General features: G+C 58.2%; 25 protein-coding genes. 17 read left to right on the top strand and 8 right to left on the bottom strand.

Annotated features, from left to right (window positions below; all coding sequences use genetic code 11):
• Window positions 1-159: 159 nt before the first annotated feature.
• The 4 genes from K3819_RS12855 (at window position 160) to K3819_RS12840 (ending at window position 2,579) form a co-directional block, all read left to right on the top strand.
• Window positions 160-522 carry a DUF6124 family protein gene (locus tag K3819_RS12855; RefSeq protein WP_221399459.1) on the top strand — a complete coding sequence of 121 codons (363 nt, stop codon included), beginning with the start codon at window positions 160-162 and terminating at the stop codon, window positions 520-522.
• Window positions 523-571: 49 nt separating this feature from the next.
• Window positions 572-1,108, top strand: a complete 537-nt coding sequence (locus tag K3819_RS12850; RefSeq protein WP_260329056.1) for a hypothetical protein — start codon at window positions 572-574, stop codon at window positions 1,106-1,108.
• Between the two features lie 154 nt (window positions 1,109-1,262).
• On the top strand, window positions 1,263-1,763 hold the full coding sequence (locus K3819_RS12845; RefSeq protein WP_221399458.1) for a DUF3916 domain-containing protein: 501 nt from the start codon (window positions 1,263-1,265) through the stop codon (window positions 1,761-1,763).
• A 273-nt stretch (window positions 1,764-2,036) separates the two neighbouring features.
• Window positions 2,037-2,579, top strand: coding sequence for a hypothetical protein (locus tag K3819_RS12840; RefSeq protein ID WP_221399457.1), 543 nt, complete (start codon window positions 2,037-2,039; stop codon window positions 2,577-2,579).
• 217 nt (window positions 2,580-2,796) lie between these two features.
• On the opposite strand, the gene K3819_RS12835 is transcribed toward K3819_RS12840, so the two are convergent.
• From K3819_RS12835 to K3819_RS12820, 4 genes are all read right to left on the bottom strand, one after another.
• Window positions 2,797-3,819, bottom strand: a complete 1,023-nt coding sequence (locus K3819_RS12835) for a restriction endonuclease (RefSeq protein ID WP_221399456.1) — start codon at window positions 3,817-3,819, stop codon at window positions 2,797-2,799.
• A 211-nt stretch (window positions 3,820-4,030) separates the two neighbouring features.
• Window positions 4,031-4,267: a hypothetical protein gene (locus K3819_RS12830; protein WP_221399455.1), complete on the bottom strand. Its 237-nt coding sequence runs from the start codon at window positions 4,265-4,267 to the stop codon at window positions 4,031-4,033.
• On the bottom strand, window positions 4,264-5,439 hold the full coding sequence (gene solA, locus K3819_RS12825; RefSeq protein WP_221399454.1) for an N-methyl-L-tryptophan oxidase: 1,176 nt from the start codon (window positions 5,437-5,439) through the stop codon (window positions 4,264-4,266). The genes K3819_RS12830 and solA overlap by 4 nt, the downstream gene beginning before the upstream one ends.
• 280 nt (window positions 5,440-5,719) lie before the next feature.
• Complete coding sequence (locus tag K3819_RS12820) at window positions 5,720-6,643, bottom strand: LysR family transcriptional regulator (protein WP_221399453.1); 924 nt, start codon at window positions 6,641-6,643, stop codon at window positions 5,720-5,722.
• A 105-nt stretch (window positions 6,644-6,748) separates the two neighbouring features.
• Here K3819_RS12820 and K3819_RS12815 point away from each other — a divergent pair, with 105 nt between their 5' ends.
• The 4 genes from K3819_RS12815 to K3819_RS29440 all read left to right on the top strand — a co-directional run bounded on the left by K3819_RS12815 (window position 6,749) and on the right by K3819_RS29440 (window position 10,547).
• Window positions 6,749-8,716: an alkyl/aryl-sulfatase gene (locus K3819_RS12815; RefSeq protein WP_221399452.1), complete on the top strand. Its 1,968-nt coding sequence runs from the start codon at window positions 6,749-6,751 to the stop codon at window positions 8,714-8,716.
• Window positions 8,717-8,869: 153 nt separating this feature from the next.
• Window positions 8,870-9,508 (top strand): response regulator transcription factor, encoded by a 639-nt coding sequence (locus K3819_RS12810; RefSeq protein ID WP_085611941.1) that lies wholly within the window; start codon window positions 8,870-8,872, stop codon window positions 9,506-9,508.
• A 225-nt stretch (window positions 9,509-9,733) separates the two neighbouring features.
• The gene (locus K3819_RS12805) at window positions 9,734-9,988 is read left to right on the top strand and encodes a hypothetical protein (protein WP_039771078.1); all 255 of its coding nucleotides are present in this window, start codon (window positions 9,734-9,736) and stop codon (window positions 9,986-9,988) included.
• 82 nt (window positions 9,989-10,070) lie between these two features.
• Complete coding sequence (locus K3819_RS29440) at window positions 10,071-10,547, top strand: phage infection protein (protein WP_260329055.1); 477 nt, start codon at window positions 10,071-10,073, stop codon at window positions 10,545-10,547.
• A gap of 16 nt (window positions 10,548-10,563) precedes the next feature.
• On the opposite strand, the gene K3819_RS12795 is transcribed toward K3819_RS29440, so the two are convergent.
• Window positions 10,564-12,132, bottom strand: coding sequence for a winged helix-turn-helix domain-containing protein (locus K3819_RS12795; RefSeq protein ID WP_221399451.1), 1,569 nt, complete (start codon window positions 12,130-12,132; stop codon window positions 10,564-10,566).
• A 251-nt stretch (window positions 12,133-12,383) separates the two neighbouring features.
• Between K3819_RS12795 and K3819_RS12790 the strand changes: the two genes are divergently transcribed.
• The 4 genes from K3819_RS12790 to K3819_RS12775 all read left to right on the top strand — a co-directional run bounded on the left by K3819_RS12790 (window position 12,384) and on the right by K3819_RS12775 (window position 15,555).
• Complete coding sequence (locus tag K3819_RS12790) at window positions 12,384-13,139, top strand: SDR family oxidoreductase (protein WP_221399450.1); 756 nt, start codon at window positions 12,384-12,386, stop codon at window positions 13,137-13,139.
• Between the two features lie 29 nt (window positions 13,140-13,168).
• The gene (locus tag K3819_RS12785) at window positions 13,169-13,582 is read left to right on the top strand and encodes a cupin domain-containing protein (protein ID WP_221399449.1); all 414 of its coding nucleotides are present in this window, start codon (window positions 13,169-13,171) and stop codon (window positions 13,580-13,582) included.
• A 71-nt stretch (window positions 13,583-13,653) separates the two neighbouring features.
• A complete protein-coding gene (locus tag K3819_RS12780) occupies window positions 13,654-14,346 on the top strand; it encodes an HlyD family secretion protein (protein WP_409348337.1) in 693 nt (230 codons plus the stop codon).
• Window positions 14,347-14,505: 159 nt separating this feature from the next.
• Window positions 14,506-15,555, top strand: a complete 1,050-nt coding sequence (locus K3819_RS12775; RefSeq protein WP_221399448.1) for an NAD(P)-dependent alcohol dehydrogenase — start codon at window positions 14,506-14,508, stop codon at window positions 15,553-15,555.
• A 108-nt stretch (window positions 15,556-15,663) separates the two neighbouring features.
• Here the strand turns inward: K3819_RS12775 and K3819_RS12770 are convergent, their stop codons facing one another.
• Both K3819_RS12770 and K3819_RS12765 read right to left on the bottom strand, forming a co-directional pair.
• Window positions 15,664-16,986, bottom strand: a complete 1,323-nt coding sequence (locus tag K3819_RS12770; protein WP_221399447.1) for a hypothetical protein — start codon at window positions 16,984-16,986, stop codon at window positions 15,664-15,666.
• 23 nt (window positions 16,987-17,009) lie between these two features.
• Window positions 17,010-17,921, bottom strand: a complete 912-nt coding sequence (locus K3819_RS12765) for a GNAT family N-acetyltransferase (RefSeq protein WP_158090091.1) — start codon at window positions 17,919-17,921, stop codon at window positions 17,010-17,012.
• 269 nt (window positions 17,922-18,190) lie between these two features.
• Between K3819_RS12765 and K3819_RS12760 the strand changes: the two genes are divergently transcribed.
• From K3819_RS12760 to K3819_RS12740, 5 genes are all read left to right on the top strand, one after another.
• Window positions 18,191-20,290: a type VI secretion system tip protein VgrG gene (locus tag K3819_RS12760; protein WP_085610225.1), complete on the top strand. Its 2,100-nt coding sequence runs from the start codon at window positions 18,191-18,193 to the stop codon at window positions 20,288-20,290.
• On the top strand, window positions 20,287-20,862 hold the full coding sequence (locus K3819_RS12755; RefSeq protein WP_085610224.1) for a DUF4123 domain-containing protein: 576 nt from the start codon (window positions 20,287-20,289) through the stop codon (window positions 20,860-20,862). Before K3819_RS12760 ends, K3819_RS12755 begins: the two co-directional genes overlap by 4 nt.
• Window positions 20,863-20,973: 111 nt before the next feature.
• Window positions 20,974-21,489, top strand: a complete 516-nt coding sequence (locus tag K3819_RS12750) for a GNAT family N-acetyltransferase (protein ID WP_064382008.1) — start codon at window positions 20,974-20,976, stop codon at window positions 21,487-21,489.
• A 37-nt stretch (window positions 21,490-21,526) separates the two neighbouring features.
• Window positions 21,527-22,567: a GSCFA domain-containing protein gene (locus K3819_RS12745; protein WP_085610223.1), complete on the top strand. Its 1,041-nt coding sequence runs from the start codon at window positions 21,527-21,529 to the stop codon at window positions 22,565-22,567.
• On the top strand, window positions 22,536-23,225 hold the full coding sequence (locus K3819_RS12740; RefSeq protein WP_260329054.1) for a hypothetical protein: 690 nt from the start codon (window positions 22,536-22,538) through the stop codon (window positions 23,223-23,225). The genes K3819_RS12745 and K3819_RS12740 overlap by 32 nt, the downstream gene beginning before the upstream one ends.
• A gap of 47 nt (window positions 23,226-23,272) precedes the next feature.
• Here the strand turns inward: K3819_RS12740 and K3819_RS12735 are convergent, their stop codons facing one another.
• Window positions 23,273-24,142, bottom strand: a complete 870-nt coding sequence (locus tag K3819_RS12735; RefSeq protein WP_221399446.1) for a TauD/TfdA family dioxygenase — start codon at window positions 24,140-24,142, stop codon at window positions 23,273-23,275.
• Window positions 24,143-24,149 lie beyond the last annotated feature (7 nt).

Genomic DNA, 24,149 nt, shown 5'->3' with positions numbered 1-24,149 from the left:
GCAGGGACTCTTTCGTCCGCTGTTTTATGGTGGCCATGCGTAGGGCGTCTTCGGACGCGCCGGGTATCCAGGTGACCGGTCTACCAACCTCCGTATGGCCACCACCCTCGTTTGGTAGCGAGGCTGATGGCTCCACTTTCTCACCCTGGAGTTACATCTATGTTCAAGCCAACACCGAACCCACCGGAAACCGATCCGGTTTCCCCCTACAAATTCCCCGACTCCCGAGCCCTGAACGAAGCCGCCGAACGCGCCCTCGATCACTATCTCACCCCGCAGCAACGGATCATGGGCAGCCACCACAAACACGACCCCATGTACATGGCCAACCCGGCCTACAACACCGAATCACTCCTGGCCAACGCCAGCGAATCACTGGGCTCGGCCAGTGAAATGCTCAATAACTTTGCGGCCACGCTGGAGCCTGCCCATCGCAAGACGGCGATCGGGATTGCGCAGTTGGTGATGTTGAGTGAGTTGGCAGTGAATCAGGCGTTGGATCATGTTGAGGTGAAGAGCTAAACGCTTGCCCTCTGCGACCGAATATACGCGGCTAAAGAAGGCATGAGCGTTGGCCGTAGCTGCCACGATGAATGGCAGCTATTGGCCAAAAAGCAAACATTTGCGCAAAAAACAATCGCCCTTGGCTGCACCGATGATGTTAAAAAGACACTTTTTTCGGATAGGGCCAAATATGGTGGGCGAGGTTGGGTTTTGTGATTGGCGTCCTTGGTCTGAACGGACAGAACTCGAAGGAAAGAATCTCCCGGGTGTTTACTTCATCGCGCGCAGTAAAAAGAAACCTGACAACTACCGGGTAAACAACGATTTCATCATCTACATTGGCGAGACAACAGGCCAGACATTGGCAGACCGGTTGCGTCAATTCAACACGTCAGCATTCAGCGAACGCCCCGGACATTCTGGAGGCAACACCTTTAGGTTGACACTTCTCGAAACCACGCCACTTGAGCATCTTTGGGTTTCAGCCTGCCCTGTCGACATGGGCCAGCCTTACACCACTGCCTACATCAAACACTTAGAGCGAAAGCTGCTCTGGGAGTACGTGTGCACGTGGGGAAAATATCCAGATTGCAATCGGTCCTGACTAAGGAGCTGGTAACACTCGTAAAAATCGAGGATTGATGGATTTCAGGAAATCTCCAACCCGCTCTTGCAAAACCAGCTATAACGCTGACCATTTCGCTGCCTACGATGAGTGCCCGAGCCGTTAGCTTCATCAACCCCATAAGGACATGCCCTTGCGAAGATTGCGCCTCAGTAACAAAAAGCTCCGAAACATACCCCGACATCTCCGTGCATTGGAATACTGGGCCGCGAGTTTCAGCGGCGAGTTCCATCCTCGCTTCGATGAGCACGAGCGCTACTCAAACTGGAAAATCCCGGTAATCAATACCCTCGTTGAAGGTCCGCAAGCACGTATCGAAGTGCAGGCCTTCTGTGTCCAGCAGTTGCTCGAAGCAGCGGCCCACCTTTCCCGCGCGGCGGATCGCAGCCAAGGCTACTACCGCGTCGCCTGCTTATTGACTTGGCCCTGGTTACACCAGAGTGAAGTGACCGTGTTCTATGACCGTGAGTACTACATGAGCTTTCTGGGGCAGCAGAACTCGCTTGCTCCGATACACTTGAGCGACAGGCTTGCCTTGGATGTGCCCGAGCAATTCATTGAGCATGGACATGATGTAACCCAGGACGATGATGACATCGAAGTTCAGTGGTGGTGTATCGGGGAACGTGCTTGATCAATGGGTGGATCGGAGTCCTGAGACTCCCCTTTTCAAAGATCATTTTTTCGTCCCCATTTTTCCGCGCACTCGTAGAAATTGGGGATTGATCAGAGTAATAAATAACAAAAGAGAATAAAAGTGGGCTGATTTATTTCAGAAAACAAATCAACCCCTTTTATTACCAGAATGTGATCAATGCGATTTTAGTGCTGAACATTGACACCTCTTGGCAATAGTGAACTACTCTCAAGGTTGCCCAAATGGGTTACCAAAACAAGGAAGCTTAAAATGAGATCTGGATTATTGCTATTGTCTTCGGCACTTCTTACCGGCTGCTCCAGCTTTGACATCCTTCATAAGGACTACGGAGAACAGGATAACAACGAAGGCTATGTATTTTACGCACCAAAAGCGCTTTACTCCCATAGCTGCAACATCAATGAGAAAGGAGCAATCACCTATACTGACGACATAAAATATGTACCAGACTACAGCAGACCCTACACATTAAAAATTAAAAACCGATTAGGTGACAACAATGTAAAGGCAGACTTTAACAACGGATGGATGTTGAGCTCAATTAACGGTGAATACAAAAGCCCTGAGACAACCTTTGGAAAAGTACTGGACATCGGTGACAAGGCGCTCGGAGCCTTCAGCGCATCTCAGCAACAAGCCGGCGATGGAAAAATAACTGCCACAACATCTTGCGAAAGCTATATCTGCGACTTAAAAGAAGTTCAAGATATAACAAAAATCAACAGTTCGAATTGCAAGTTCTTCACAAACACAAAAGTCATTGAAGTGACTGTTTCCGGGGCTAGACGATGACCAAAAAATGGAGCCATGAATAACAAATAATGCAGACTGATTTATCTCTAAAAATAAATCAGTCCTTCTTCAGGATAGAAATCAAATAAATCCGTCCCCATTTTTTTATTTCTTCAGAAGAATAAATCATTCCACTTTTTGCACTTTCGAGATTGACCCGGGCTCCACCTCGACCCGGGAATTGAATAACAAATCCGCCCCCATTTTGCCGATGTTGCTACGTGCCAAAAAAAACCCCTCTGCCCGGAGTTCTTAACTCACTCAACCAGGACGTAATTCTCGCTCTATTCGCACAATCAATAGGGTAAGCTCTTGCCTTTCTCACATTGTCCGCTCCTGGACTCAGAAATGATGTTGTAACAATTAGTCCAGAATCAGCACCCTCATCAGATACGTCTGCCCATAACGATTTTACGATAACTTTATCAATCTTTTGTTTTTGTCTCTTGCATTGTATTAGCGTCACAGGAGGATGTTGACCTTTCTGCCCTGGACTCCATACCCGAACATCAACACCACCATCATCTCTCCCAGGGCCTATCTCCACTTCAAAACCTTTTCTGGAAAAATATTCAGCTGTAAGTCCTTCAAACTTTCGCCAATTCATTTCATCAAGCCTGGGGTGATTGCGCTCTAGATAATCAATAAATCTTTGATCAATAAATTGACCATGCGGCGTCTGAAGTGATTCGCTGTCAAACAAGGCTCTGAGTTCAAGCTCATTACTCCACTCGACCTGCCTGCATTTAATCCATGGCCAAGGGCTGGCCTCTTCACTTTCACGGGTCAGATTAATTAAACGTTTGGCAATTTCCAATCCTGACTCTGAATGCTTCTCATAGATCAGATGAAAAAAGGCGTCTTCATTAAAGTCTCTGCCGAGAAAACGATGCCCTTTTTCAAAGTGGACATTCCCCAAATCTTGAAGGATATCAACAAGAAGTAATCTACGATTTTCATCGGCTCGAAATTCTAGATCTAAGATTGTCGGCGCATGCCCAACGAATGGTCGAGATATCACTCCTAACCTATAAAGTACAATCTGAAATGTATCTTCAATATTATCGCTTCGGAGGGGTACTGGTTGATCCGAATACGCGGACATAATATCAATCAACGGATCGGTCGAATCCATGTGTTGGATTAGCTCATCTCGTGTTAGCGCAAGACCTGACTTATAGCCAACGCGATCTCCAAGGAACCCTGCAAACTCGTCCGGTGAAATCCAATTAGTACCCATAATTCTCGTGAAGCTCGACGTAAAAAATAGTGTTTAACCTTAGCCCGTCGCGGCATACGAAGCTAATGATTTGAGGCCTTTTGGGGCTTACAAATGGTCTCTGGCAGTTGACCAGCTTGCCCTATCTCAATGGGTGGTTCTGGGTCGATTGGGGTCGATGGCCCACACTCACAACCCAATTTCTCGCGGTTCGATACCTTTGATTGGCGGATCATTCCCACTCCAACTCTCTATAGGACATCTTGTCCTGTTCGGGAAAGTCCGTCACATACTCACCCCACTGCATGTGCGCATAGTATTGGGTCATCGCTTCAAAATGACTTTCTGCCTCGACCTCCCACACCAGTGTCGCCCCCGGATCCATCAGTGCACGTGCACCATCTCCACGAGGACCGGCCAGACAAAAAGTCTGACAGCCATCGGATTCCTGCCAAAGTTCATGATTCATAGAGATTGGCACTCCCGCTCAAACCGCCCCACCGAAAACAACGAAAGATCCAGCTCACTCTCCCCCCGCAAACACCACTGCGCAAACGCCTCCCCCAGCGCCGCCGAGTGTTTGAACCCATGCCCGGAGCATGCCGACACCACCAACGTGTGCTGCAACCGTGGATGTTCATCGATGATGAAATGCCGATCCGGCGTAACGGTGTAGGCGCAAACAGCTGACTTCACCACCCGATCCGTCAGCCCGGCAATCCGCCCCTGCACCTGCTGCTCGTACATCTCGCGTTCTTCCTCGGCCGAGACTGTGCGATCCAGAGTCTCAGGCGTGGATGCGCTGTGATATTGCGCCGTAGCCACTTTCAAACTGCCCTCTCCCGGCAACGCGGGAAAACCATAAAAATCGTCGTCCGGGCCGTGAGTGAAGATGAACGTGGGTGAGTGGCCGACCAGTTCCGCGTCAGGCTCGGTCTCGAACCAGAACAGTTTTTGCCGATAGACGCTGAGCAGTCTGTCGAACGGCGCGCCGAGCAAGCCGCCCGCCCAGTTGCCGGCGGTGACCACCAGTTTGTTCGCCCGCACGGTGCGCTGGTCGGTGGTGACGGTGACGCCCTGTTCGTCCGAGCTGATGTGGGTCACGGTCTCGCCCTTGTAGAGCGTGGCGCCGTGTTGTTCGGCCAATCTCAGTTGCACGTCGATGCAGCGTTCGGGCCGTACAAAACCACCTTCGGGCTCGAAGTAGCCAATGGCGTCGTCGCGCACCTGGGCAAACTGCGGGAAGCGCTGGCGGATTTGGGCAGCGTCGAGGACTTCGTGTTCGATGCCGTAGGTCTGTGCCAGGGCGATGGTGCGCAGGGTGAAGTCGGTTTCGTCGGCGGGATCGAAGTCGGGGCTGGAGGTCAGCACCAGCAGGCCGGACTGTTCGAACAGCGACTCGCCTGACAGCGCTTCCAGTTCGCGCCAGATGCGGTGGGAGTTGCGCACGATCGGCACGTATTGCGCGCCCTCGCCCACGGACAGTCGGGTGATGCGGGTGTCGCCATGGCTGGAGCCGAACGTGTGCGGCGGATGGTGGCGGTCGATGCCGACCACGTTGACCCCGGCTTTCGCCAGTTGATACACCGTGGCCGCGCCCATGGCGCCGAGGCCGATGACCAGTGCTTCGCATCGTTCCATGATTGATTTCCGCTCAGACAAAAGAGCCACAGTGAAGCGGATCAGGCGATGGAAAACAATCCGTTGAACGCCGCGCCCAGGCAAAAATGCGGGAGCCGGGCTAATTCAATCAGGTTGTCTGTCGGTACTAACTGTAATCAAGCGAAATTTGAGGTTGGGAACCCGGGGAATGTCCTTTTGACCAGCCACTGATTGTCCTTTCGTTCATGCATCGGCAGCCCCTCGCAAGGGGCTGCACGACGTTAACGAAGCAGGAAAATCGTGGCTGTAGGACGCGTCTTTAAAGACGTGGGGATTGTTCGACGTGAATGGATTGCATCTCGGCAACGACCGCCTCGATCACACACAGAGCCGTCGGCGACAGGCTTCTACCCTGCAAACTCACCACGCCAATTTCCGAATGAAACCCCGGCCTGTCGACAACATGAAGCTCAATCAAACGCCCCACCCGAATGTCTTCGGCCACGGCGCCATGGATGACGCCAAGGATAGTGTCGGTTGAACCAGCAACGGTCTTGAGCAACGCCACATCATCACACTCCAGCACGATGGGCAGTGCCTGGCGGGTGGAGATGCCGAGGGTTCGGGCGGTCTCGAGTTTCACCACTTCCGGCAGGCGCGTTGTGGCGATGCCGTAGCCTTCCAGTTCGCCCATCGACACCTGGCGTCCGGCCAGCGGGTGCTCCGGGCGTACGAAAAAGCCTGCCGAGACCTGGCCCAGCGAACGGATCAAAAGATCGGATTCCGCCGTGAAATTGCGGATGTCGGCAACGAAGAATTCGATCGCTTCAGCACGCAGCCGCGCTTCGAGAATCTGCCAGTTGTTCACTTCCACGCGCAGGGTGACCGCCGGGTGATCCAGGCGCAGTCGCGGCACCACTTGATGCATCAACATGGCCGCCGGGAACGGGCCGACGCCGAAGGCGAGGCTGCCCAGTTGGTGATCGCTGTAGAGCGCCATGTCCCGCTCCAGCGACCGGGCATCGAACAGCAACCGCCGCGCCCGCTCGATCAGAAACGCCCCCGCCGGCGTCGGGCGGACGTCGCCGGTGTCGCGATCGAACAGGCGCTGCCCGGTTTCGCTCTCCAGCGCCTGAATGCTGCGGCTCAGGGCCGGCTGGCTGAGGTGCACGCGCTCGGCCGCGCGGCCGAAATGGCGTTCATCGGCCAGCGCGAGAAGGTGTGACAGTCGTTTGAGGTCCATTCCCACGATGCTAGCGACGCATTATCCGGATGTAAACAATGCATTGGATACATCGTTGCCCTGCCCCTAGGCTGGAGCGCATTCGACCCTCGGAGAACAACAAGAATGAAACCGACCCTCTACACGATCCTTGCCCTGACGCTGGTGTCCCTCGGCGGCTGCGACAACAAGCCCGGCGTCGCAGCCGGCGACGCCACGCCCGCCACGGCCGCGCTGATCCAGGCGTCGATCAAGGGCCTGGACCTCAGCGACAACCGCGACATGGAAGATGCCCAACGCGGTTTCATCGCCCGCCCCACCGGCAAGATCCTCGGCTCCGACGGCAATGTCCTGATCGATTTCGACGCTTACCGTTTCGTCGAAGGCCAAGCGCCGGCCACTGTCAACCCGAGCCTGTGGCGGCACGCGATGCTCAACGCACAGATCGGCCTGTTCAAGGTTCGCGATGGGATTTACCAGTTGCGCGGTTTCGACATCGCCAACATGACGCTGATCGACGGGCAAACCGGCTGGATCGTGGTCGACCCGCTGACCTCCCGGGAGTCCGCCGCCGCGGCGCTGGCATTTGCCCGCGAGCATCTGGGCAACAAGCCCGTCACCGCGATCATTTTCACCCACGACCATGCCGACCATTTCGGCGGTGTACTGGGCATCACCTCGAGCAGCGAAGTGGCCCAGCGCAACATTCCCATCGTCGCGCCCGCCGGGTTCATGGAGGAAGCCACCAGCGAAAACATCCTGGCCGGCCCGGCGATGGCGCGGCGTTCGATGTATCAGTTCGGCAAGAACCTGACGCCGGGCGCCACCGGCATCGTCGACACCGGGCTGGGCAAGAACGTCGCCTACGGCAGCATGGGCATCCTGCCGCCGACGCAGATCATCGACCAGCCGATCCAGCCGCTGGAACTCGACGGCGTCAGCTTCGTATTCCACAACATGCCCGGCGCGGAAGCCCCGGCCGAGCTGACCTTTTCGATCCCCGCGCTCAAGGCATACGGCGGTGCGGAGCTGCTGACGCAGACCATGCACAACCTGCTGCCGATCCGTGGCGCCAAGGTCCGCGATGCGCTGCGCTGGTCCGACTACATGCAAATCGCCCTCGACGAGCTGGGCGACACCGAGGTCTATTTCGGTCAGCACAACTGGCCGATCTGGGGCAACGAGCGGATCCGCGAATTCATCACCAAACACCGCGACGTCTACAAATACCTGCACGATCAGACCGTGCGCCTGATGAATACCGGTTACACCCCCAACGAGATCGCCGACAAGATCCAGCTGCCGGATTCGCTGGCGTCGTACTTCGGCACCCGTGGCTATTACGGCGACCTGCGCCACAACGTCAAAGCGATCTACCAGCTGTACCTGGGCGCCTACGATGGCAACCCCGCCCACTTGAATCCGCTGGTGCCCAAGGAATCGGCAAAGCGCTACGTCGAATTGATGGGAGGTAACGCCAAGGTGGTCGAGGCCGCGCGCGTGGCCTATGACAAGGGCGAATACCGCTGGGTCGCCGAGCTGCTGGATCAGGCGGTGCTGGTCAAACCCGACGACACCGTCGCCAAGGAACTGCTGGCCCGCGCGTACGAACAGATGGGCTATCAGGCGGAATCGGCGACCTGGCGCAACAGCTACCTGACCGCTGCCATGGAGCTGCGCAACGGCCCGCCGGCCAAGGGTGTCAAACGCTCCGACCTGATCGAACTGATGAAGCAGACGCCCACCGAACGTTTCCTCGAAGCCATGGCCGCGAGCCTCGACGGACCGGCGGCGGATGGCAAGAACTGGACCTTCAATCTGGTGCTGACCGATACCGACGAATCGTTCGTGCTGTGGATCGAGAACGCCGTGCTGCACTACCGAAAAGGCCCGACGGCGGCGAACGCCAACGCAACGCTGACTGTCACCAAGGACCTGTTCGTCCAACTGCTGGGCGGCGCTGCCGGACTGAAGGAAGCGTTCACCTCCGATGATCTGAAGGTGGATGGCAGCAAGGTCGATCTCGTGAGGTTTCTGGGGCTGCTGGAAAAGGCGCCGGGGAATTTTGCGATAGTCGCCCGGGCAGGAAACTGACCCACCGAGGCCATCGACTGATCAAACTCCCGGTCGATGGCCTCTGGACGTTTACCCAAGCAAAATCCAATGAAAACCGGAGGCTCGGGCAAAGCTTTCCATTGGATTGTTCAGCATCCTGCGCAACCCGATCGCCGCGAAGCCATCCAGCGTATGGACGTAGAACCTGCACCCGAGCGAAACCCCGAATCCATCGTTTTCATCATCGATGATGACGCTCCTCTGCGCGAGTCGCTTGGCAGCCTGCTGCGCTCCATCGGCCTGCGCGTCGAGCTGTTCGGATCGGTCGCCGACTTCATGCAATACCAGCGACCTGACCTGACCAGTTGCCTGGTGCTGGATGTGCGATTGCAAGGCACCAGCGGGCTGGTCTTTCAGCAGGCGCTCGCCGACGCCAACATCCATTTGCCAATCATTTTCATGACCGGGTACGGCGACATCGCCATGACCGTTCGCGCCATGAAAGCCGGTGCCGTCGATTTCCTGGAAAAACCGTTTCGCGAGCAGGCCATGATCGACGCCGTGGTCGCCGCGCATACGCGGGACAGGTCGCGCCGCGAGTGCGAACGCCGCCAAAATGAATTGCGCACACGCCACGGGACACTCACGGTCAGAGAGCAAGCGGTGATGGCGCTGGCCGTCTCGGGTCTGATAAACAAGCAGATCGCCAGTGCCATCGGCCTGAGCGAGATCACCGTGAAAATTCACCGCAGCCAGGCCATGCGCAAGATGCGCGCGCAGTCGTTTGCCGATCTGGTTCGAATGGCCGAAAGTCTGGGCATTAACCATTAGATGTATCGCCCTTATGCGGCGCGCATAGAGTTGTTTATATACGTTGGTATGACTTCTCCATACGCTGGCAGGATAAAACCAAACTTATGCAACATGGTTGATCCCTACCGCCAACAGTAAAATCCCTCCATCAAATGCGACGGCCGGCAAAGTTATTGACTTCGCGGTTTCCTCGCGCGCCGACACTTGTCGATCCACTCATTGACTCAGGGATGACTGATCAACATGTATGACTTTTTTGAAGACTCGTACCGCGTGCTGAAGTTGTCCCACGTGTTGCTGGTCGGTGGCCTGGGCATGTTGATGGTGGGGATTTTCCTGGCTTATGTGTTTGACGCTCACTTGAACTTGCCCACGCTGGTCGGCGCGCACGGGATGACGATCCTCGGGCCGACCGCGATCAAGCTGGGCTACGTCATGCGCTTGATTGCGTACAACCGTATTCGCCTGGCAGCACAGGAACATGGAGTTTCCCACTAGAAGTATTCGATTGAATTCAAACCTGTCTGGTTGCAACCGGAAGTTCATTAACGAAATCCCACTACGACTCAGGATGATCACGATGAAAACTATTGGATTGGTATTGCCCGTCGCCATTGTTTCAGCTACCTGGATAGTTGCCACTCATGCATTCGGCGCAAGTTGCCTGCCCGATATGCCAGTGGCGAACAGGGAGGAAACCAGTGCTCCGGATTCAGAAACTTCATCAGTGCAACAGCACCGATCCAGAAAGGCGCCGACCCAGATTGCCGAAGGGGGTTCGGATCGGCTGATGGAGCGTCGTGTTGCCGAGGGCGGTTCGGATCGTCTGATCGAGCGCCGGGTAGCCGAAGGCGGCTCTGATCGCCTGATCGAACGCCGCGTTGCCGAAGGCGGATCCGATCGCCTGATTGAACGTCGCGTGGCCGAAGGCGGCTCCGATCGCCTGATCGAACGCCGCGTGGCCGAAGGCGGCTCTGATCGCCTGCTCGAACGCCGGGTAGCCAGCAATCAGTACGATGCCGCGATGAACATGCAAATGCATTTTTCGATGGATTGATTGGCCGGCTGAGCCCTTACTCCGGCAACCCCGCCAACCGCAAACCTTCGGCAAACCGGGCAACGTCTTCAGGTCGTTGAATGGGCAACCACGCGCGCAGGCTGGACACCCGCAACGTCGGGTCCAGCTGACGCAGCCGTTCCATGGCCTGCCCGGCTTTGTCGGTTCGCCCGCTGAGCGCGTGGCTGGCGGCGATCAGGGCCGCCGCTACCAGCAGACTGGGCAGATTTCCCTGCGCTTTCTCGGCCCAGGAAACCGAACATTCGAAGCGACCGGCGAAGAAGTGCGCCAGCGCCATCCCGACCTGCATGCGGAACATTTCCGGATCCAGCGGGCTCAGGCGCACGGCATGTTCAAGGTTGGCAATGGCGGCTTCGGTTTCGCCACCCAAGGCGCGCAGGATGCCACCCAGATACCAGGCCGGCGCCAGATTGGGGTTGAGCAATCGAGCTCGATCAAGCAGGGCGATGCCGCAGTCGACATCCCCGGTCAGATGGGCCAGGGCATGACCGCAACGGGTCAGCGCCACCGCGTCATCGCGCCCCAGCTCCACGCCCATGCGCGCCAGCCGCGCACCTTCGGCGATTTCCCGGGGCCGGTCGGTCATCCAGCCGTTGAGCTTGCGCCAGAAATGGCACCACGCGGCCATGCCGTATGCCGAGGCAAATTCCGGATCCAGTTCGATTGCCCGGTAGAACAACGCCAGTGCCTGCTCGATCGCCTCTCGGGTGCCGATGTGCAGTTTGGCCGTGCCCCGCAGGTAGTAATCGTAGGCATCGAGGCTGTCGGTGGGCTTGCGCTTGGCCCGCTCGATTTCCGCTCGTTCAAGCTGCGGCGCAATGGCGCCCACTACGCTCTCGGCCACTTGATCCTGGAGTTCGAAAATATCGTCGAGCAGGCCTTCGAAGCGCTCGGCCCACAGATGCGTGCCGCTGCACGCATCAATCAACTGGCCGGTGATGCGGATCTTGTTGCCGCTCTTGCGCACGCTGCCTTCCAGCACGTAACGCACGCCCAGTTCCAGCCCGACGCCCCGCGCGTCGACCGCCCTGCCCTTGTAGGTGAAGCTGGAGTTGCGGGCGATGACGAACAGCCAACGCAGGCGCGACAGCGCGGTGATGATGTCTTCGACGATGCCGTCGGCGAAGTAGTCCTGCGCGGGGTCGCCGCTGAGATTCTGGAACGGCAGGACGGTGATCGACGGCTTTTCCGGCAGGACAAGTGTCGTGGCCACTTCGGGTATCGCAGGCGCTTCGGGCGCATTGACGGGGCTGTCGCTCAAGGTGATTTCGCCGACGAAGCGATAGCCCTTGCGCGGCACCGTACGCACCAGGCGCTGCTGCTCACCGGTGTCGCCGATGACCTTGCGCACGGCGTTGATGTGGCTGGTGATGGTCGACTCGGAAACGATCCGGCCACTCCACACGGCGCTCAACAATTCGTCCTTGCTCACCACCCGCTCGCGGTTGCTGACCAGCAGCAACAGCAGATCGAAGACCTGCGGCCCGACCGTCACGACTTGCCCGCGCCAGGTCAGTTCCCGGCGCAGCTGATCGAGCAGGTAGTCTTCAAACGCGAATTGCACGGTGGCTGTTCTCTGGTCTGGCGCCCCCGACTCCGTGTCCGAGCGGGCGATTGTCGTGCGCCCAATGATACGGCAGACCCTGGGCCGTCGCACCGGTCTGGGCATTGGTCTACGCATCTGCCGACGGATTGGCCTGTCTGGACAAAAAACCAAGGCAAATCCAAGGTCACCACAAGGATTTGCCCGAGCGCCGCAAGCATGCTCATGCCACATCGACAGCAACGGTTGCGGTCGGCAAGTGGAGAGATGTCATGAAGATAGTCGTTATCGGAGGCACCGGCCTCATCGGATCGAAACTTGTGAACAATCTGCGCGAACGCGGACACGATGCCCGCGCCGCCTCGCCTAACACCGGCGTCAACAGCATTACCCGCGAAGGCCTGGCCGAAGCAATGGACGGTGCCCAGGTAGTGGTCGACGTGTCCAACGCGCCGTCGTGGGAAGACCAGGCCGTACTCGACTTCTTCGAGACCTCCACCCGCAACCTGCTTGCCGCCGAAGCCGCCGCCGGAGTTCGCCATCACGTTGCGCTGTCGATTGTCGGCAGTGAGCGCCTGCCCGCCAACGGTTACTTCCGCGCCAAGGTCGCGCAGGAGAATCTGATCAAGGCGTCCGGCATTCCATACAGCCTGTTACGGGCCACGCAGTTCTTCGAATTTGTCGGCGGCATCGCCCAGTCCGCCACCGTCGGCGACGAAGTGCGCCTGTCGCCGGCATTGATCCAGCCCATGGCTTCTGACGACGTCGCTGCTGCGCTGACGGATGTGGCACTGGCAGCGCCGATCAACGGCACACAGGAAATTGCCGGCCCCGAAGCCATGCCGCTCGACGAGTTGGTCCGGCGTTTTTTCCGCGCCACCCACGACACCCGCAAAGTGATCCCGGACGTCCACGCCCGCTACTTCGGCGACGTGCTCGACGACCAGTCGCTCACCCCCGGCAGCAGCAACCCGCGCCTGGGCTCGACGCGCTTTGAAGACTGGCTGGCGCAATCGATCCAGCGCTGAAACACCCCTACCTCTGAAGGAGTATCGTCATGTTCAGCCGAATTCTGCTGGCCGCCACGTTTGCGGCCCTTTCAATCTCATCCGTCTCGGCCACCGAGCCGCAGGGGGGCAAGGTCACCGTGGTGTTCGACCGCGCCCTGCCCAACGTTCCGGGTAAATCCATGCGGGGCGTGCTGGTGGAATACGCGCCTGGTGGATCTTCGCCGGCGCACTTCCATCCGAAGTCCGCGTTCATCTACGCCACGGTGCTTGAGGGCGCCGTACGCAGCAAGGTCGGCGACGGGCCGGAGAAGGTCTACAAGGCCGGGGAAAACTTCGTCGAACAACCGGGCGATTTCCACGCGGTGAGCGCCAATGCCAGCACCACCGAACCGTCACGTCTGCTGGCAGTGTTCGTGCTCGACAGCAACGAGACCGACCTGGTCAAACCGGTCAAGCCGTAACCGATCCATTCGCCGATCCACCTTCGGCAGCCCGGCTGCCGAAGGAATCGGCCTTGCGCGGGACCCCGAACATGAACGCGCCCCGGCCCACCACCGCCAGCACGGTGCAATCCGAAACAACGCCGGCGACACCGCGCCAAGGCAAGCGCAAGGCGGCAGGACTGCTGTTGTGCGCCCCCGCTCTGGCGATTGTGGCGGGCGGTTATATCGTGCTGTACGGCGGCAAAAGTATCTCGACCGACAACGCCTATGTGCGTGGCGATGTCACGTCACTGGCGGCCAAGATTGCCGGTTACGTCACCAGCGTCGAGGTGCGCGACAACCAGTCGGTACAGAGCGGCGACGTGCTGTTTCGCATCGACGATCAGGACTATCGCGCCCGCCTCGCCCAGGCCGAAGCCAACTTCAAATCGGCACAGGCACGCCTGAGCGATGTCGATGCCCAGACGCAACTGCAACATGCGCAGATTCGCCAGGTCGAGTCCGAGCGCCGCTCCGCCGCCGCGCAGATGAACCTCGCCGGCAAGACCCACGACCGCAACCGTAAACTGGTCGCCAGCAATGCCGTGAGCATGGCGCTGGTCGATGAGACGGTGGCGGCCCGTTCCGCGACCAGTCTGCTGGGGCGAACGGTGTCGGAGCAGTCGCTGGTGCTCGCCTTTGACAGTGCGTTCATGGCGGTGACGTTGCTATTTGCGGTGGCGGCACCGCTGCTGGTGGCGATCAAGATCGGCTTTGCGAAACAAGCCGGATCAAAACATTGATCTTTCACCCCGCACTCAGTGAAAACCCCGGGTACACGTCGGGGGTACGTTGCTTTCTTCGAAAACAGAATCAGGCAAGTAATCGGTAGAAATACACTACAGGCTGTGCGAGCAATCCGGGAAGAATGGTTCTTCGATACATTCATCAAGGACTTTCCCATGCTCGTACACGCCTACGGCGCCCATGCCGGCGACCAACTCCTTGAGCCGATGCAGATCAATCGCCGCGCTCCGGCGGCCCATGATGTGCAGATCGATATCGCCTTCTGCGGCATCTGCCACTCCGACCTGCACCAGGTGCGCGCCGAATGGGCCGGAACGCAATTCCCTTGCGTGCCCGGGCACGAAATTGTCGGCCGTGTTTCGGCGGTCGGCGCCCATGTGTCCGACTACAAGGTCGGTGATCTGGTGGGTGTCGGCTGCATCGTCGACAGCTGCAAACACTGCGACGATTGTGAAACCGGTCTGGAAAACTACTGCGACGGCATGATCGGCACTTACAACTTCCCGACCCCGGACGCACCGGGCTGGACCCTTGGCGGCTACTCGCAAAACATCGTGGTGCATGAGCGCTACGTGCTGCGTATCCGCCATCCTGAAGCTCAATTGGCTGCCGTCGCGCCGCTGCTGTGTGCGGGCATCACCACCTACTCGCCGCTGCGTCAGTGGAATGCCGGGCCGGGCAAAAAGGTCGGTGTGGTCGGTATCGGTGGCCTGGGCCACATGGGCATCAAACTGGCCCATGCGATGGGCGCGCATGTCGTGGCGTTCACCACCTCCGAGTCCAAGCGCGAAGCCGCCAAGGCACTGGGCGCCGATGAGGTGGTGGTGTCGCGCAACGCCGAGGAAATGGCCACGCACACGAAGAGCTTCGACTTGATCCTCAACACCGTCGCCGCGCCTCACGATCTCGACGAGTATCTGGTGCTGCTCAAGCGCGACGGCGCCCTGACGCTGGTCGGCGCGCCCGCCTCGCCGCATCCGTCACCGAACGTGTTCAACCTGATCATGAAGCGCCGGACCATCGCCGATTCGATGATCGGCGGCATTGCCGAAACCCAGGAGATGCTGGATTTCTGTGCCGAGCACGGCATCGTTTCCGACATCGAGCTGATTCGCGCCGATCAGATCAACGCGTCCTACGAGCGGATGCTGCAAGGCGACGTGAAGTATCGGTTTGTGATCGATAACGCGACGCTGGCTGGCTGAATACATCATGACGAAAGAAACCCGCAGACTTTGACCGGCGCGAAGGTAGCCCCTGTTTCCAGTGGGGGCTATCTTCTGATTCGTTTTCATGTCAACGGTCTGTTTCACTCATGAAAGCGCCTGCTCTTTATATTTCAGCAAAATCTTTTCGATAATCAACGAACGAATGTGCAATGCTGAAATTTTATGTTTGTCGGCAAACTCTTTTGCTAGCGTCCCTACAGTGGTGGTCCGTATTTTTTCGTCCTCATAATATTCAATTTTCACATCATCTTCCCACGTCAACGTAGCCAGATAGTCATCGCGCAACTTCCCGTATGCCTGAGTCAAGAACACATTCCCCATGTCGACTTTTTCAATGGTTCTGCTCTTCACCCGAAAGGTTTTATGATCGATTCTGCCTCTGGATCGCCAGCTTCTTTCTTCTGCTACAAATGTTGCGGTCACATCAGAGTCTTCTGAGGATGTGATGAAGCATGGGTCATACATCAACTCGTCACTGATCATGATGACCTGTTCAAGCGGCCGTCCACCGCCCCCCTCGCTCTTTTTAGCCTCGACCATCATCCCGACCTGAGCGCCATCTTCAACTTCATCGGCAACTACAGGATCGCGCCATTTATAAACAGGAACTCCGGAACCACTGCCCATAGAGGAATATCGATAGGTGGATTTGAAGGGAAGTTTATCTTCCCTGTCAGTCTCGTAACCGCTCTGCAGGTTGCCGGTATTGACAACGTTGACATCCGACATCACGACAATGCCTCTGTGACTGTAATGCAGTCCGGCTTGTTGGGCGGCAAGCCTTGAAACACCAAAGCCTGCAATCGGTTGATCGCACGTCCAGGAGACAATTCCGACGTTAAGTTTTTCCATGACGTCTCCGACATTATCCATATAACACTTTGCCTCCGCGCCATGGACAACGAGGAACGTAGGGCGTTCTTCGGCATGGGCCGCCCACAAAAGTGCTCTGCAGAAATTGATGTCTTTCAGCAGCGCAGGACAACCAATTGTCGGAACAGCCATGACTTTGCGATGAACGTCATTGCATCCGGGCTTCAGCAACATTTCAAACTTGAACTTGACCTTTGCCCTTCCTCGTCGTTGGCGCAGCTCTTCACACTGCGCTGGCAAATAAATATTAGAGCAACCCACGGGCTGATATTTCATGGCGCCTTTGCCACCGTTATCGTGATATCGATAAACGAATGAGCAATAGGCCACCGCATCACCCTTTTTGAAATCTGAAAGTTTCGCCGGTAATTGCGGGTAACCCAATCCGAGTGCCACACTGAATGTGTCGTCAAAAATCTCTATCGGGCACTCTTGCATGATCATGTGTTCGGCGAAGTGTTCGTCATCCTCATCATAGATACCGGATGCCGCCTGGATATCCTCTTCCATCATGCTGGATTGATCCATTTCCATCTCGACACGCTCCGTCACTGTCCCTAGATATGAAACTCGTAGATCCTGTTGCCCTTGCTTTCGCGCGTTCGCGCCAGCTCTTTCCACCCCAGTGTCTCGACCAAGCGTATCGACGGCAGGTTCGTTCGTGCAATGTTCGCCCGTAACCTTATCGAGTGCGGTTGTTTGCTCAGATGCACAAGCAGTTTTCCAATGGCATTGGTGGCAACTCCATAGCCCCAGAACGGCCGGGCGACCCAATAGGCGATGGATGTGAAGGGCAGTTCGTTACGTAACGTGATCGCTCCAATGAATCCAGCCTCCGAGTGTCTGATCGCGTAGGCCTCCTGACCATTTCCGGCACTGACCGACCTGATGTGCGTCCGAATCTGTTCCAGACTTATACGCGGCAGCATTCGGCCAAGCCTCCAGACATCCGGGTGTAGTGCATAGTGGAAATATCGCTCGGCATGGACTGTCGCCAAAGGCTCAATGGATATCGAAGGGCGAACCGGCGCGCAGACTCCAGCGCTTCGGGAAAGCCTGCCTGCGAACGGATTGTCGAACGGAAACGGAGTTTGCGCTCGAGTGACGATATCGTTGTCGGCAGCACGCTCCCAGATGTCCGTTTTCATACCTTCGAACAACGGTGTCATGCGCCGGCTCTTGTCCGGCCCCGCCGAGATCAATAAATCATGTGCAGCGGGATACTCTGCAAACAGCGGCCCGACTACAAAGCAAAGCCGTATGAATGAGCGAAGATCCGGCGCCTCTCGCAAAGTGTATTTCTCAGCCATCTCCAGCGCCGTTGCCAGCCGAGCGTCCATCTCCGCCGATGACAATCCCATAACGGTATGCGGGGCTGTTTCCTTCAGGTCAAGTATCACCTTCCTGCCAACTTGTTCGCGCGCGTTGTAGTTGAACGCCTCCATCTGCTCATGCCTGATCATCAGCATACAATCGACCGTCCCTTGGTTTATTGGCATGCCTGCCTACGCCAAACTCACGTTTGCACACCTTCAACTCCACAGGATAGTGGCATTCAGCCATTTTGCAGACTACCTTATGCATGCCGCATCAACCGCATACCGGCAAATCGCCCGACGCGCGGGAATGGCGACTCAGACACAAGCGCTGTCAGCCATAGGGTCGCTTCAGCTTTAAAAGGAATGGATTTCAATCTGGCGCAACGTCTCGTTGTGCCGACAAGGACGGAGTTCAAGGCATGCTGGACGCCAACGCTACCCACATTACCCTCACGCTCGAAGGCGCTTCGGCCGACCTGCAAGTCCTCAGCTTCACCGGTCGCGAAGCCCTCAACGAACCGTTCCGTTTCGACATCGAACTGGTCAGCGCCCGTCCCGACCTCAACCTTGAAGAACTCTTGCACAAGCCTGGCTGCCTGACGTTCGGCGCCACTGGCGAGGGCAAGATTCACGGTCTGGTGTATCGCATCGAGCAAGGCGATTCCGGCAAGACCCTGACCCGTTACAGCCTCAGCCTGGTGCCGCAACTGGCCTACCTGCGGCACAACCATGACCAGCAGATCTTCCAGCAACTGACGGTGCCGAAGATCATCGCCCGCGTTCTGGAAGATCGCGGGATCCTGGCCGATGCCTACAGCTTCCAGCTCGGCGCCGAATACCCGGAACGCGACTACTGCGTGCAGTACGACGAATCCGACCTGCATTTCATCCAGCGCCTGTGCGAAGAGGAAGGCATTCACTTCCACTTCCAGCACAGCAGCAGCGGCCACAAACTGGTGTTCGGCGATGACCAGACCGTGTTCCGCAAACTGAAACCGGTCAACTACCAGCAAGACTCCGGCATGACAGCCGACAAACCGGTGATCAAGCGCTTCAACCTGCGCCTGGAAACCCGCACCAGCCGCGTCAGCCGCCGCGATTACGATTTCGAGAAACCGAAGATCCTGCCCGAAAGCGCGGTCAAATCCGCGTTCATGCCGGACCTGGAAGACTACGACTACCCCGGCCGCTTCACCACACGCGAGCGCGGCAAGTTCCTCTCGACCCGCGCGCTGGAACGCCATCGCAGCGACTACAAACTCGCCGAAGGCAAAGGTGACGAGCCGACCCTGACCAGCGGCCACTTCATGACCCTGGCCGAACACCCGCGCGCCGAGTGGAACGATTTGTGGCTGTTGCTGGAAGTCTTTCACGAAGGCAAGCAGCCGCAAGTACTGGGCGAAAACGTCACCAGCGACGTCACCGACAACAAGACCGATTTCCACCAGGGCTACCGCAACTCATTCGTGGCCACCCCGTGGGACGCCCACTACCGCCCTGCCCTCGAACACCCGAAACCGAAAGTCCTCGGCAGCCAGACCGCCATCGTCACCGGCCCCGCTGGCGAAGAGATTCACTGCGACCAGTACGGCCGCGTGAAAGTGCAATTCCACTGGGACCGCGACGGCCAGGCCGACGACAAGACCACCTGCTGGCTGCGCGTCGCCAGCGGCTGGGCCGGCGCAGCGTACGGCGGCATCGCCATCCCACGCATCGGCATGGAAGTGCTGGTGACCTTCCTCGAAGGCGACCCCGACCAGCCATTGGTGACCGGCTGCCTGTACCACAAGGAAAACGTCGTCCCCTACGACCTGCCGGCGAACAAGACCCGCAGCACCTTCAAGACCCTGAGCTCACCGGGCGGCAAGGGCTATAACGAATTCCGCATCGAAGACAAGAAAGGCGTTGAGCAGATCTACATCCACGCCCAGCGCGACTGGGACGAAAACATCGAGCACGACCAGAAGATCCGCGTCGGCAATGAACGGCATGACATCGTTGAAGCCAATGTTTTAAGTGAATTCAAGGTCGAGGAACACCGCATCACTCACCTGGACCGCAAGAGTGAAATGCGCGCCAACGATCACCTGACTGTCGGCGTGACCCAGCATGTGAAGGTCGGCACCGGGCAGTTCGTGGAGGCGGGCACGGAAATTCACTACCACGCCGGCGACAAGGTCGTGATCGAGGGCGGCATGGAACTGACGGCGAAGGCTGGCGGCAGTTTCGTCAAGGTCGACGCGGGTGGTGTGACCATCAGTGGTGCCGAGGTAAAGGCCAATACCGGCGGTGCGCCGGGTGTGGGTTCCGGAATTGCAATTCTGCCGCCCGTCATTCCCTGGATAGCCGACAGCGATAAAGCCGGACAACGGCTGACCGCCGCTACTGCTGCCACTGCCCCCCGTATTTCTGCTGTCGAACTCAAAAAGGCCCGCATACAGCGCCAGGATCGCCAAGCCAGATCTCTGAAACAGGCGGCCGAAGACGGAAAGCCATTCTGTGAGATCTGTTCGAAATGAGTGCCCCGCATGAATCAGACCTGAGCCTGGTCACATGGCTTGTTCGGGAGCTGTGGAGCGCAGGGAAAGGTCCGCAGGCACCGCAGGTATATGCATTGCTGGACGGAGCTCGCGATGACCGAATCGAACCCATGATCCGTTTGAGCAATTCCGATTTTACCTGCCTGTATGCAGGCAGTCTCACTCCGGCGCTGTCTGCCGTTGCCCCCTATCTGGTGCATCTTGATCCTGATCAAGCGTTCACCGGTTCACTGCTTGATGTGGGATGGGGAGCAAGCTGGGGGTATTTTGTCATTGCACCACCCGATGTTTCCCTCCGCCAGTTACGCCGTCACTTTCGCACCTTACTCAAAGTAGTGGACTTCGAAGGCAATGAGCTCGCCTTTCGCTTTTACGACCCGCGAGTGCTGCGCACCTACTTGCCGACCTGCATGCCGGAAGAACGTAAAGCCCTCTTCGGGCCTTCTCTGCTTTTCATCGCAGAATCAACAACGCAGGACTCACTGGATGCCTACTCTGCCGCCCCCTCTATCGAGTACACACGGCAGTTGAAGCCTAACAGCCTTAAGTAAACGGCAGGTTTAGTAAAAACATTGAAACCACCGAGCAGTACAGATCATTGATCTTTGCCCCGGCACCAAGTAAAAAACCTCTTTCCTTTCCACCTCTGCAAGGTGCACCGGATGCTCGAACTCACCACGCAACGCCTGGACCTGCGCACGATGGTCGAATCCGACTGGCCGCTGTTCCTCAGGCTGCATTCCGAGCCACAGACCATGCAGTACGTGTTCGGTGAAATCGCCGAAGAACAGGTGCGCAAAGGCTTCGAGCATCGGCTTCCGGCTTGGGGGCCGCAGTCGGATCACTGGTTGTGTCTGGTGGTGACCGACAGGGCCAGCGGGCAGGAGCTGGGAGTGACCGGTTTTCGCATCCTGTCGCCGGGGCATGCCGAGGTGGGTTGCCTGCTGTTACCCGAGCATCAGGGCAAAGGCTTTGGCACCGAGTCGCGGCAGGCGATCATCGACTATGCCGCCGCCATCGGCCTGGACTCATTGGAGTCGACCGTGACCGACGGTAATATCGCGTCCTGCAAGGTGTTGGAGAAATGCGGTTTTGTATTCGAACGCCGCGTGCCGCAGGCCTATCAGATTGGAGATCGGTGGTTTGACGACCTGATCTACCGCTATCAAATCAGTTGACCCCGTTTTATCAGCGACCGCCAAGGAGGCCCTCGTCGTGAATCCTTATCAATGCCTGCCACCCCGCGCTTTCTGGCGCACCGCCGTGGCTGACAAGCCCGCGCTGAACATCGATCAACTGTGGACGCCACAATTCGAGATCGGCACCAAGGACGCCATCGTCACCGCTGGCTCGTGTTTCGCCCAGCACATCGGCCGGGCGCTGGGCGAACGCGGCATGAACTGGCTGGACGCGGAACCGGCCCCGGCCGAACTGCCCGCAGCCGACTGGAAGGCCCACAACTATGGGGTGTTCTCGTTCCGCACCGGCAATCTGTACACCCCGGCGATGCTGTGCCAATGGCTCGAATGGGCCTTGGGCGTGAGCCTGCCCCCCGACGAAACCTGGGCACATGACGGGCGATGGTTCGACCCATTCCGCCCCGCCGTGGAACCCGACGGTTTTGCCAGCGAGGACGCGCTGTTCGCCTCGCGTGAAGCCACCCTCGACGCCATCCGCAGCGCCCTGCGCCGAGCCAAAGTGTTCGTGTTCACCCTCGGCCTGACCGAAGCCTGGCAAAACCGCCAGACCGGTCTGGTTTATCCCGTGTGCCCCGGCACCGTGCGCGGCACTTTCGATCCGCAGCTGCACCGTTTCTGCAATTTCGGCTTCATGGACACCTATGGCGACATGGTGCGGGCGCTGGAATTGATGCGTTCGATCAACCCGCAGCTGCGCCTGCTGCTCACCGTGTCACCAGTGCCCCTGACGGCGACGGCCACGGGCGAACATGTGCTGAGCGCCACCACCTATTCCAAATCGGTCCTGCGCGCCGTCGCCGGGCAGCTGTGCGAAGACCTGCACGACGTCGACTATTTCCCCTCTTACGAAATCATCACCGGCACACCGTTCAAGGGCGCGTTCTACCAACCCAACCAGCGCGAGGTCACGCCCGAAGGCGTGGCGTTCGTCATGCAGCAGTTTTTCGCCGGGCTCGACGCCGTTCAACCGCTGCAAACGCCGGCCAGCATTCCCTCCACCTGCGTGTCCAGCGAGGAGCTTGTCTGTGAAGACGCCGTGCTCGATTACTACGCCTAGGTTTCTGCTGCTGGGCGACTCCCATGCCGGGGTCATCGGCAAGGCCGCGCAGGCCCGTGAGTTGCCGTTCAGCGGCGGCCCGCTGGGCACCGGCCGGGATTTCGCGGTGGATTTTTTCAGCCTGACCCGCCATGACGTGCTGTTTCGCGAGGCCGAGATGGAACGTCTGTATCGCCAGGCCCTGGCGCCTTTTGAAGTGCCGCAACTGGCGAAGGTCGGGGTGCCGCTGGTGAGTACCATTGGCCTGAGCCTGCACTACCTCGCCACCGCGCCGAACTGGACCTGCTACCAGACACCGGACGGCGAATTCGACGAAGGTTTTCTCGCCGGGCCCCTGTTCGAATCCATCGTCGACACCTTGTCCAAACCTGCGCTGGCGTTCTATGAACAGGCCCGGGCGATGAACCTCAAGGTGTTCGCCGTGCTGCCGCCGCAACGGGTGCCAGAGTTGTCCGATCCGCGTGTGTTCATGGCCGCGCAGGCGCTGCTGATCGAGCGCCTGCAGGGGCTCGGCATCGAGCTGATCGATGTGCGCGCGGCAGCGAATGATGAGCTGGGTTTTCAGCTTCCGGCGTACTGCGAAGTGGATGACCCGCTGCACGGGAATCTGGCGTTCGGCGAGTTGATCGTCGAGCAACTGCTCAATCGAGGAATTTAGACCCGAACCTGTGGGAGCGAGCTCCCACAGAGGGACTTTCAGGGTCATCAAGCCTTGGGCTGCGTCCCCAGAATCGTCACCCGCTCGCCATACCGCGAGTGCGGGAAATAATCCCAGACCGCATGGTGCTGGGTGCAGCGGTTATCCCAGAACACCAGGCTGTTCGGCGCCCAACGCACGCGACAGCTGAGGACCGGCTCCCGCGCCACCAGATCGAACAGCATGTTCAACAGCACCTGACTTTCACCGCCGGACAACTGGACGATGTGCGACGTGAACCCGGAATTGACGAACAGTGTTTTACGCCCGGTTTCCGGGTGGCGAACCACCACCGGGTGTTCGGTTTTCGGCAGGTTGGCCGGCGCCTCATAGCCCTTCCACGGAATCGCGCCGTCGTGGATCGCGGTCAGCTCGCCGAGAAACTGCTGCATCGTCGGCGACAGCATTTCCAGCGCCAGGTGCATGTTGGCGAACAGCGTATCGCCACCGGTGCCGATGGCCGGGGTTTCCTTGACGTACAGCATCGAACCCATGGACGGCGCCAGATCGGCGGTACCGTCGGTGTGCCAGGTTTCGCCGGCCACGTAGCGCGATTGCGCATTGGCGCGGATCACCACCAGCTCCGGGTCATCGCCGTCGATGTCTTCCACCGGCAGCGCCCGCAGCTCACCGAACAGCCGGCCAAACGCCTTGTGCTCGTCCACCGTCAGGTGCTGATCGCGGAACACCACCACGTGGTTCTCCAGAAAGGCCCGGCGGATTTCCGCGAGCTGCTCGTCGCTCAGCGGTTGCGAGAGATCGACGCCGCCGATCTCGGCGCCAATGATCGGCGTGACCCGCTCGACCGTGATGTGCTGATACGGCGCACGCCGTTCGGCGGCGATGCGCTCGATTGCCTTGAGTGCCAACTGATCCATGTTCCCT

This window comes from Pseudomonas sp. 3-2 (assembly GCF_019710535.1).
In the GTDB taxonomy this organism is placed as follows: Bacteria; Pseudomonadota; Gammaproteobacteria; order Pseudomonadales; family Pseudomonadaceae; genus Aquipseudomonas; species Aquipseudomonas pharyngis.
The sequence above is the reverse complement of the archived record's forward strand: the minus strand, read 5'-3'. Positions and strand labels throughout refer to the sequence as shown.

Excerpts from the sequence above, each read along its gene's own strand:
- K3819_RS12755 (WP_085610224.1), top strand. The coding sequence starts at position 20,287 with ATGAGTGCCCCGCATGAATCAGACCTGAGCCTGGTCACATGGCTTGTT.
- solA (WP_221399454.1), bottom strand. The coding sequence starts at position 5,439 with ATGGAACGATGCGAAGCACTGGTCATCGGCCTCGGCGCCATGGGCGCG.
- K3819_RS12820 (WP_221399453.1), bottom strand. The coding sequence starts at position 6,643 with ATGGACCTCAAACGACTGTCACACCTTCTCGCGCTGGCCGATGAACGC.
- K3819_RS12780 (WP_409348337.1), top strand. The coding sequence starts at position 13,654 with ATGAACGCGCCCCGGCCCACCACCGCCAGCACGGTGCAATCCGAAACA.
- K3819_RS12770 (WP_221399447.1), bottom strand. The coding sequence starts at position 16,986 with ATGGAAATGGATCAATCCAGCATGATGGAAGAGGATATCCAGGCGGCA.
- K3819_RS29440 (WP_260329055.1), top strand. The coding sequence starts at position 10,071 with ATGAAAACTATTGGATTGGTATTGCCCGTCGCCATTGTTTCAGCTACC.
- K3819_RS12855 (WP_221399459.1), top strand. The coding sequence starts at position 160 with ATGTTCAAGCCAACACCGAACCCACCGGAAACCGATCCGGTTTCCCCC.
- K3819_RS12810 (WP_085611941.1), top strand. The coding sequence starts at position 8,870 with ATGGACGTAGAACCTGCACCCGAGCGAAACCCCGAATCCATCGTTTTC.
- K3819_RS12785 (WP_221399449.1), top strand. The coding sequence starts at position 13,169 with ATGTTCAGCCGAATTCTGCTGGCCGCCACGTTTGCGGCCCTTTCAATC.
- K3819_RS12830 (WP_221399455.1), bottom strand. The coding sequence starts at position 4,267 with ATGAATCATGAACTTTGGCAGGAATCCGATGGCTGTCAGACTTTTTGT.
- K3819_RS12750 (WP_064382008.1), top strand. The coding sequence starts at position 20,974 with ATGCTCGAACTCACCACGCAACGCCTGGACCTGCGCACGATGGTCGAA.
- K3819_RS12840 (WP_221399457.1), top strand. The coding sequence starts at position 2,037 with ATGAGATCTGGATTATTGCTATTGTCTTCGGCACTTCTTACCGGCTGC.
- K3819_RS12775 (WP_221399448.1), top strand. The coding sequence starts at position 14,506 with ATGCTCGTACACGCCTACGGCGCCCATGCCGGCGACCAACTCCTTGAG.
- K3819_RS12765 (WP_158090091.1), bottom strand. The coding sequence starts at position 17,921 with ATGCTGATGATCAGGCATGAGCAGATGGAGGCGTTCAACTACAACGCG.
- K3819_RS12735 (WP_221399446.1), bottom strand. The coding sequence starts at position 24,142 with ATGGATCAGTTGGCACTCAAGGCAATCGAGCGCATCGCCGCCGAACGG.
- K3819_RS12790 (WP_221399450.1), top strand. The coding sequence starts at position 12,384 with ATGAAGATAGTCGTTATCGGAGGCACCGGCCTCATCGGATCGAAACTT.
- K3819_RS12835 (WP_221399456.1), bottom strand. The coding sequence starts at position 3,819 with ATGGGTACTAATTGGATTTCACCGGACGAGTTTGCAGGGTTCCTTGGA.
- K3819_RS12760 (WP_085610225.1), top strand. The coding sequence starts at position 18,191 with ATGCTGGACGCCAACGCTACCCACATTACCCTCACGCTCGAAGGCGCT.
- K3819_RS12815 (WP_221399452.1), top strand. The coding sequence starts at position 6,749 with ATGAAACCGACCCTCTACACGATCCTTGCCCTGACGCTGGTGTCCCTC.
- K3819_RS12805 (WP_039771078.1), top strand. The coding sequence starts at position 9,734 with ATGTATGACTTTTTTGAAGACTCGTACCGCGTGCTGAAGTTGTCCCAC.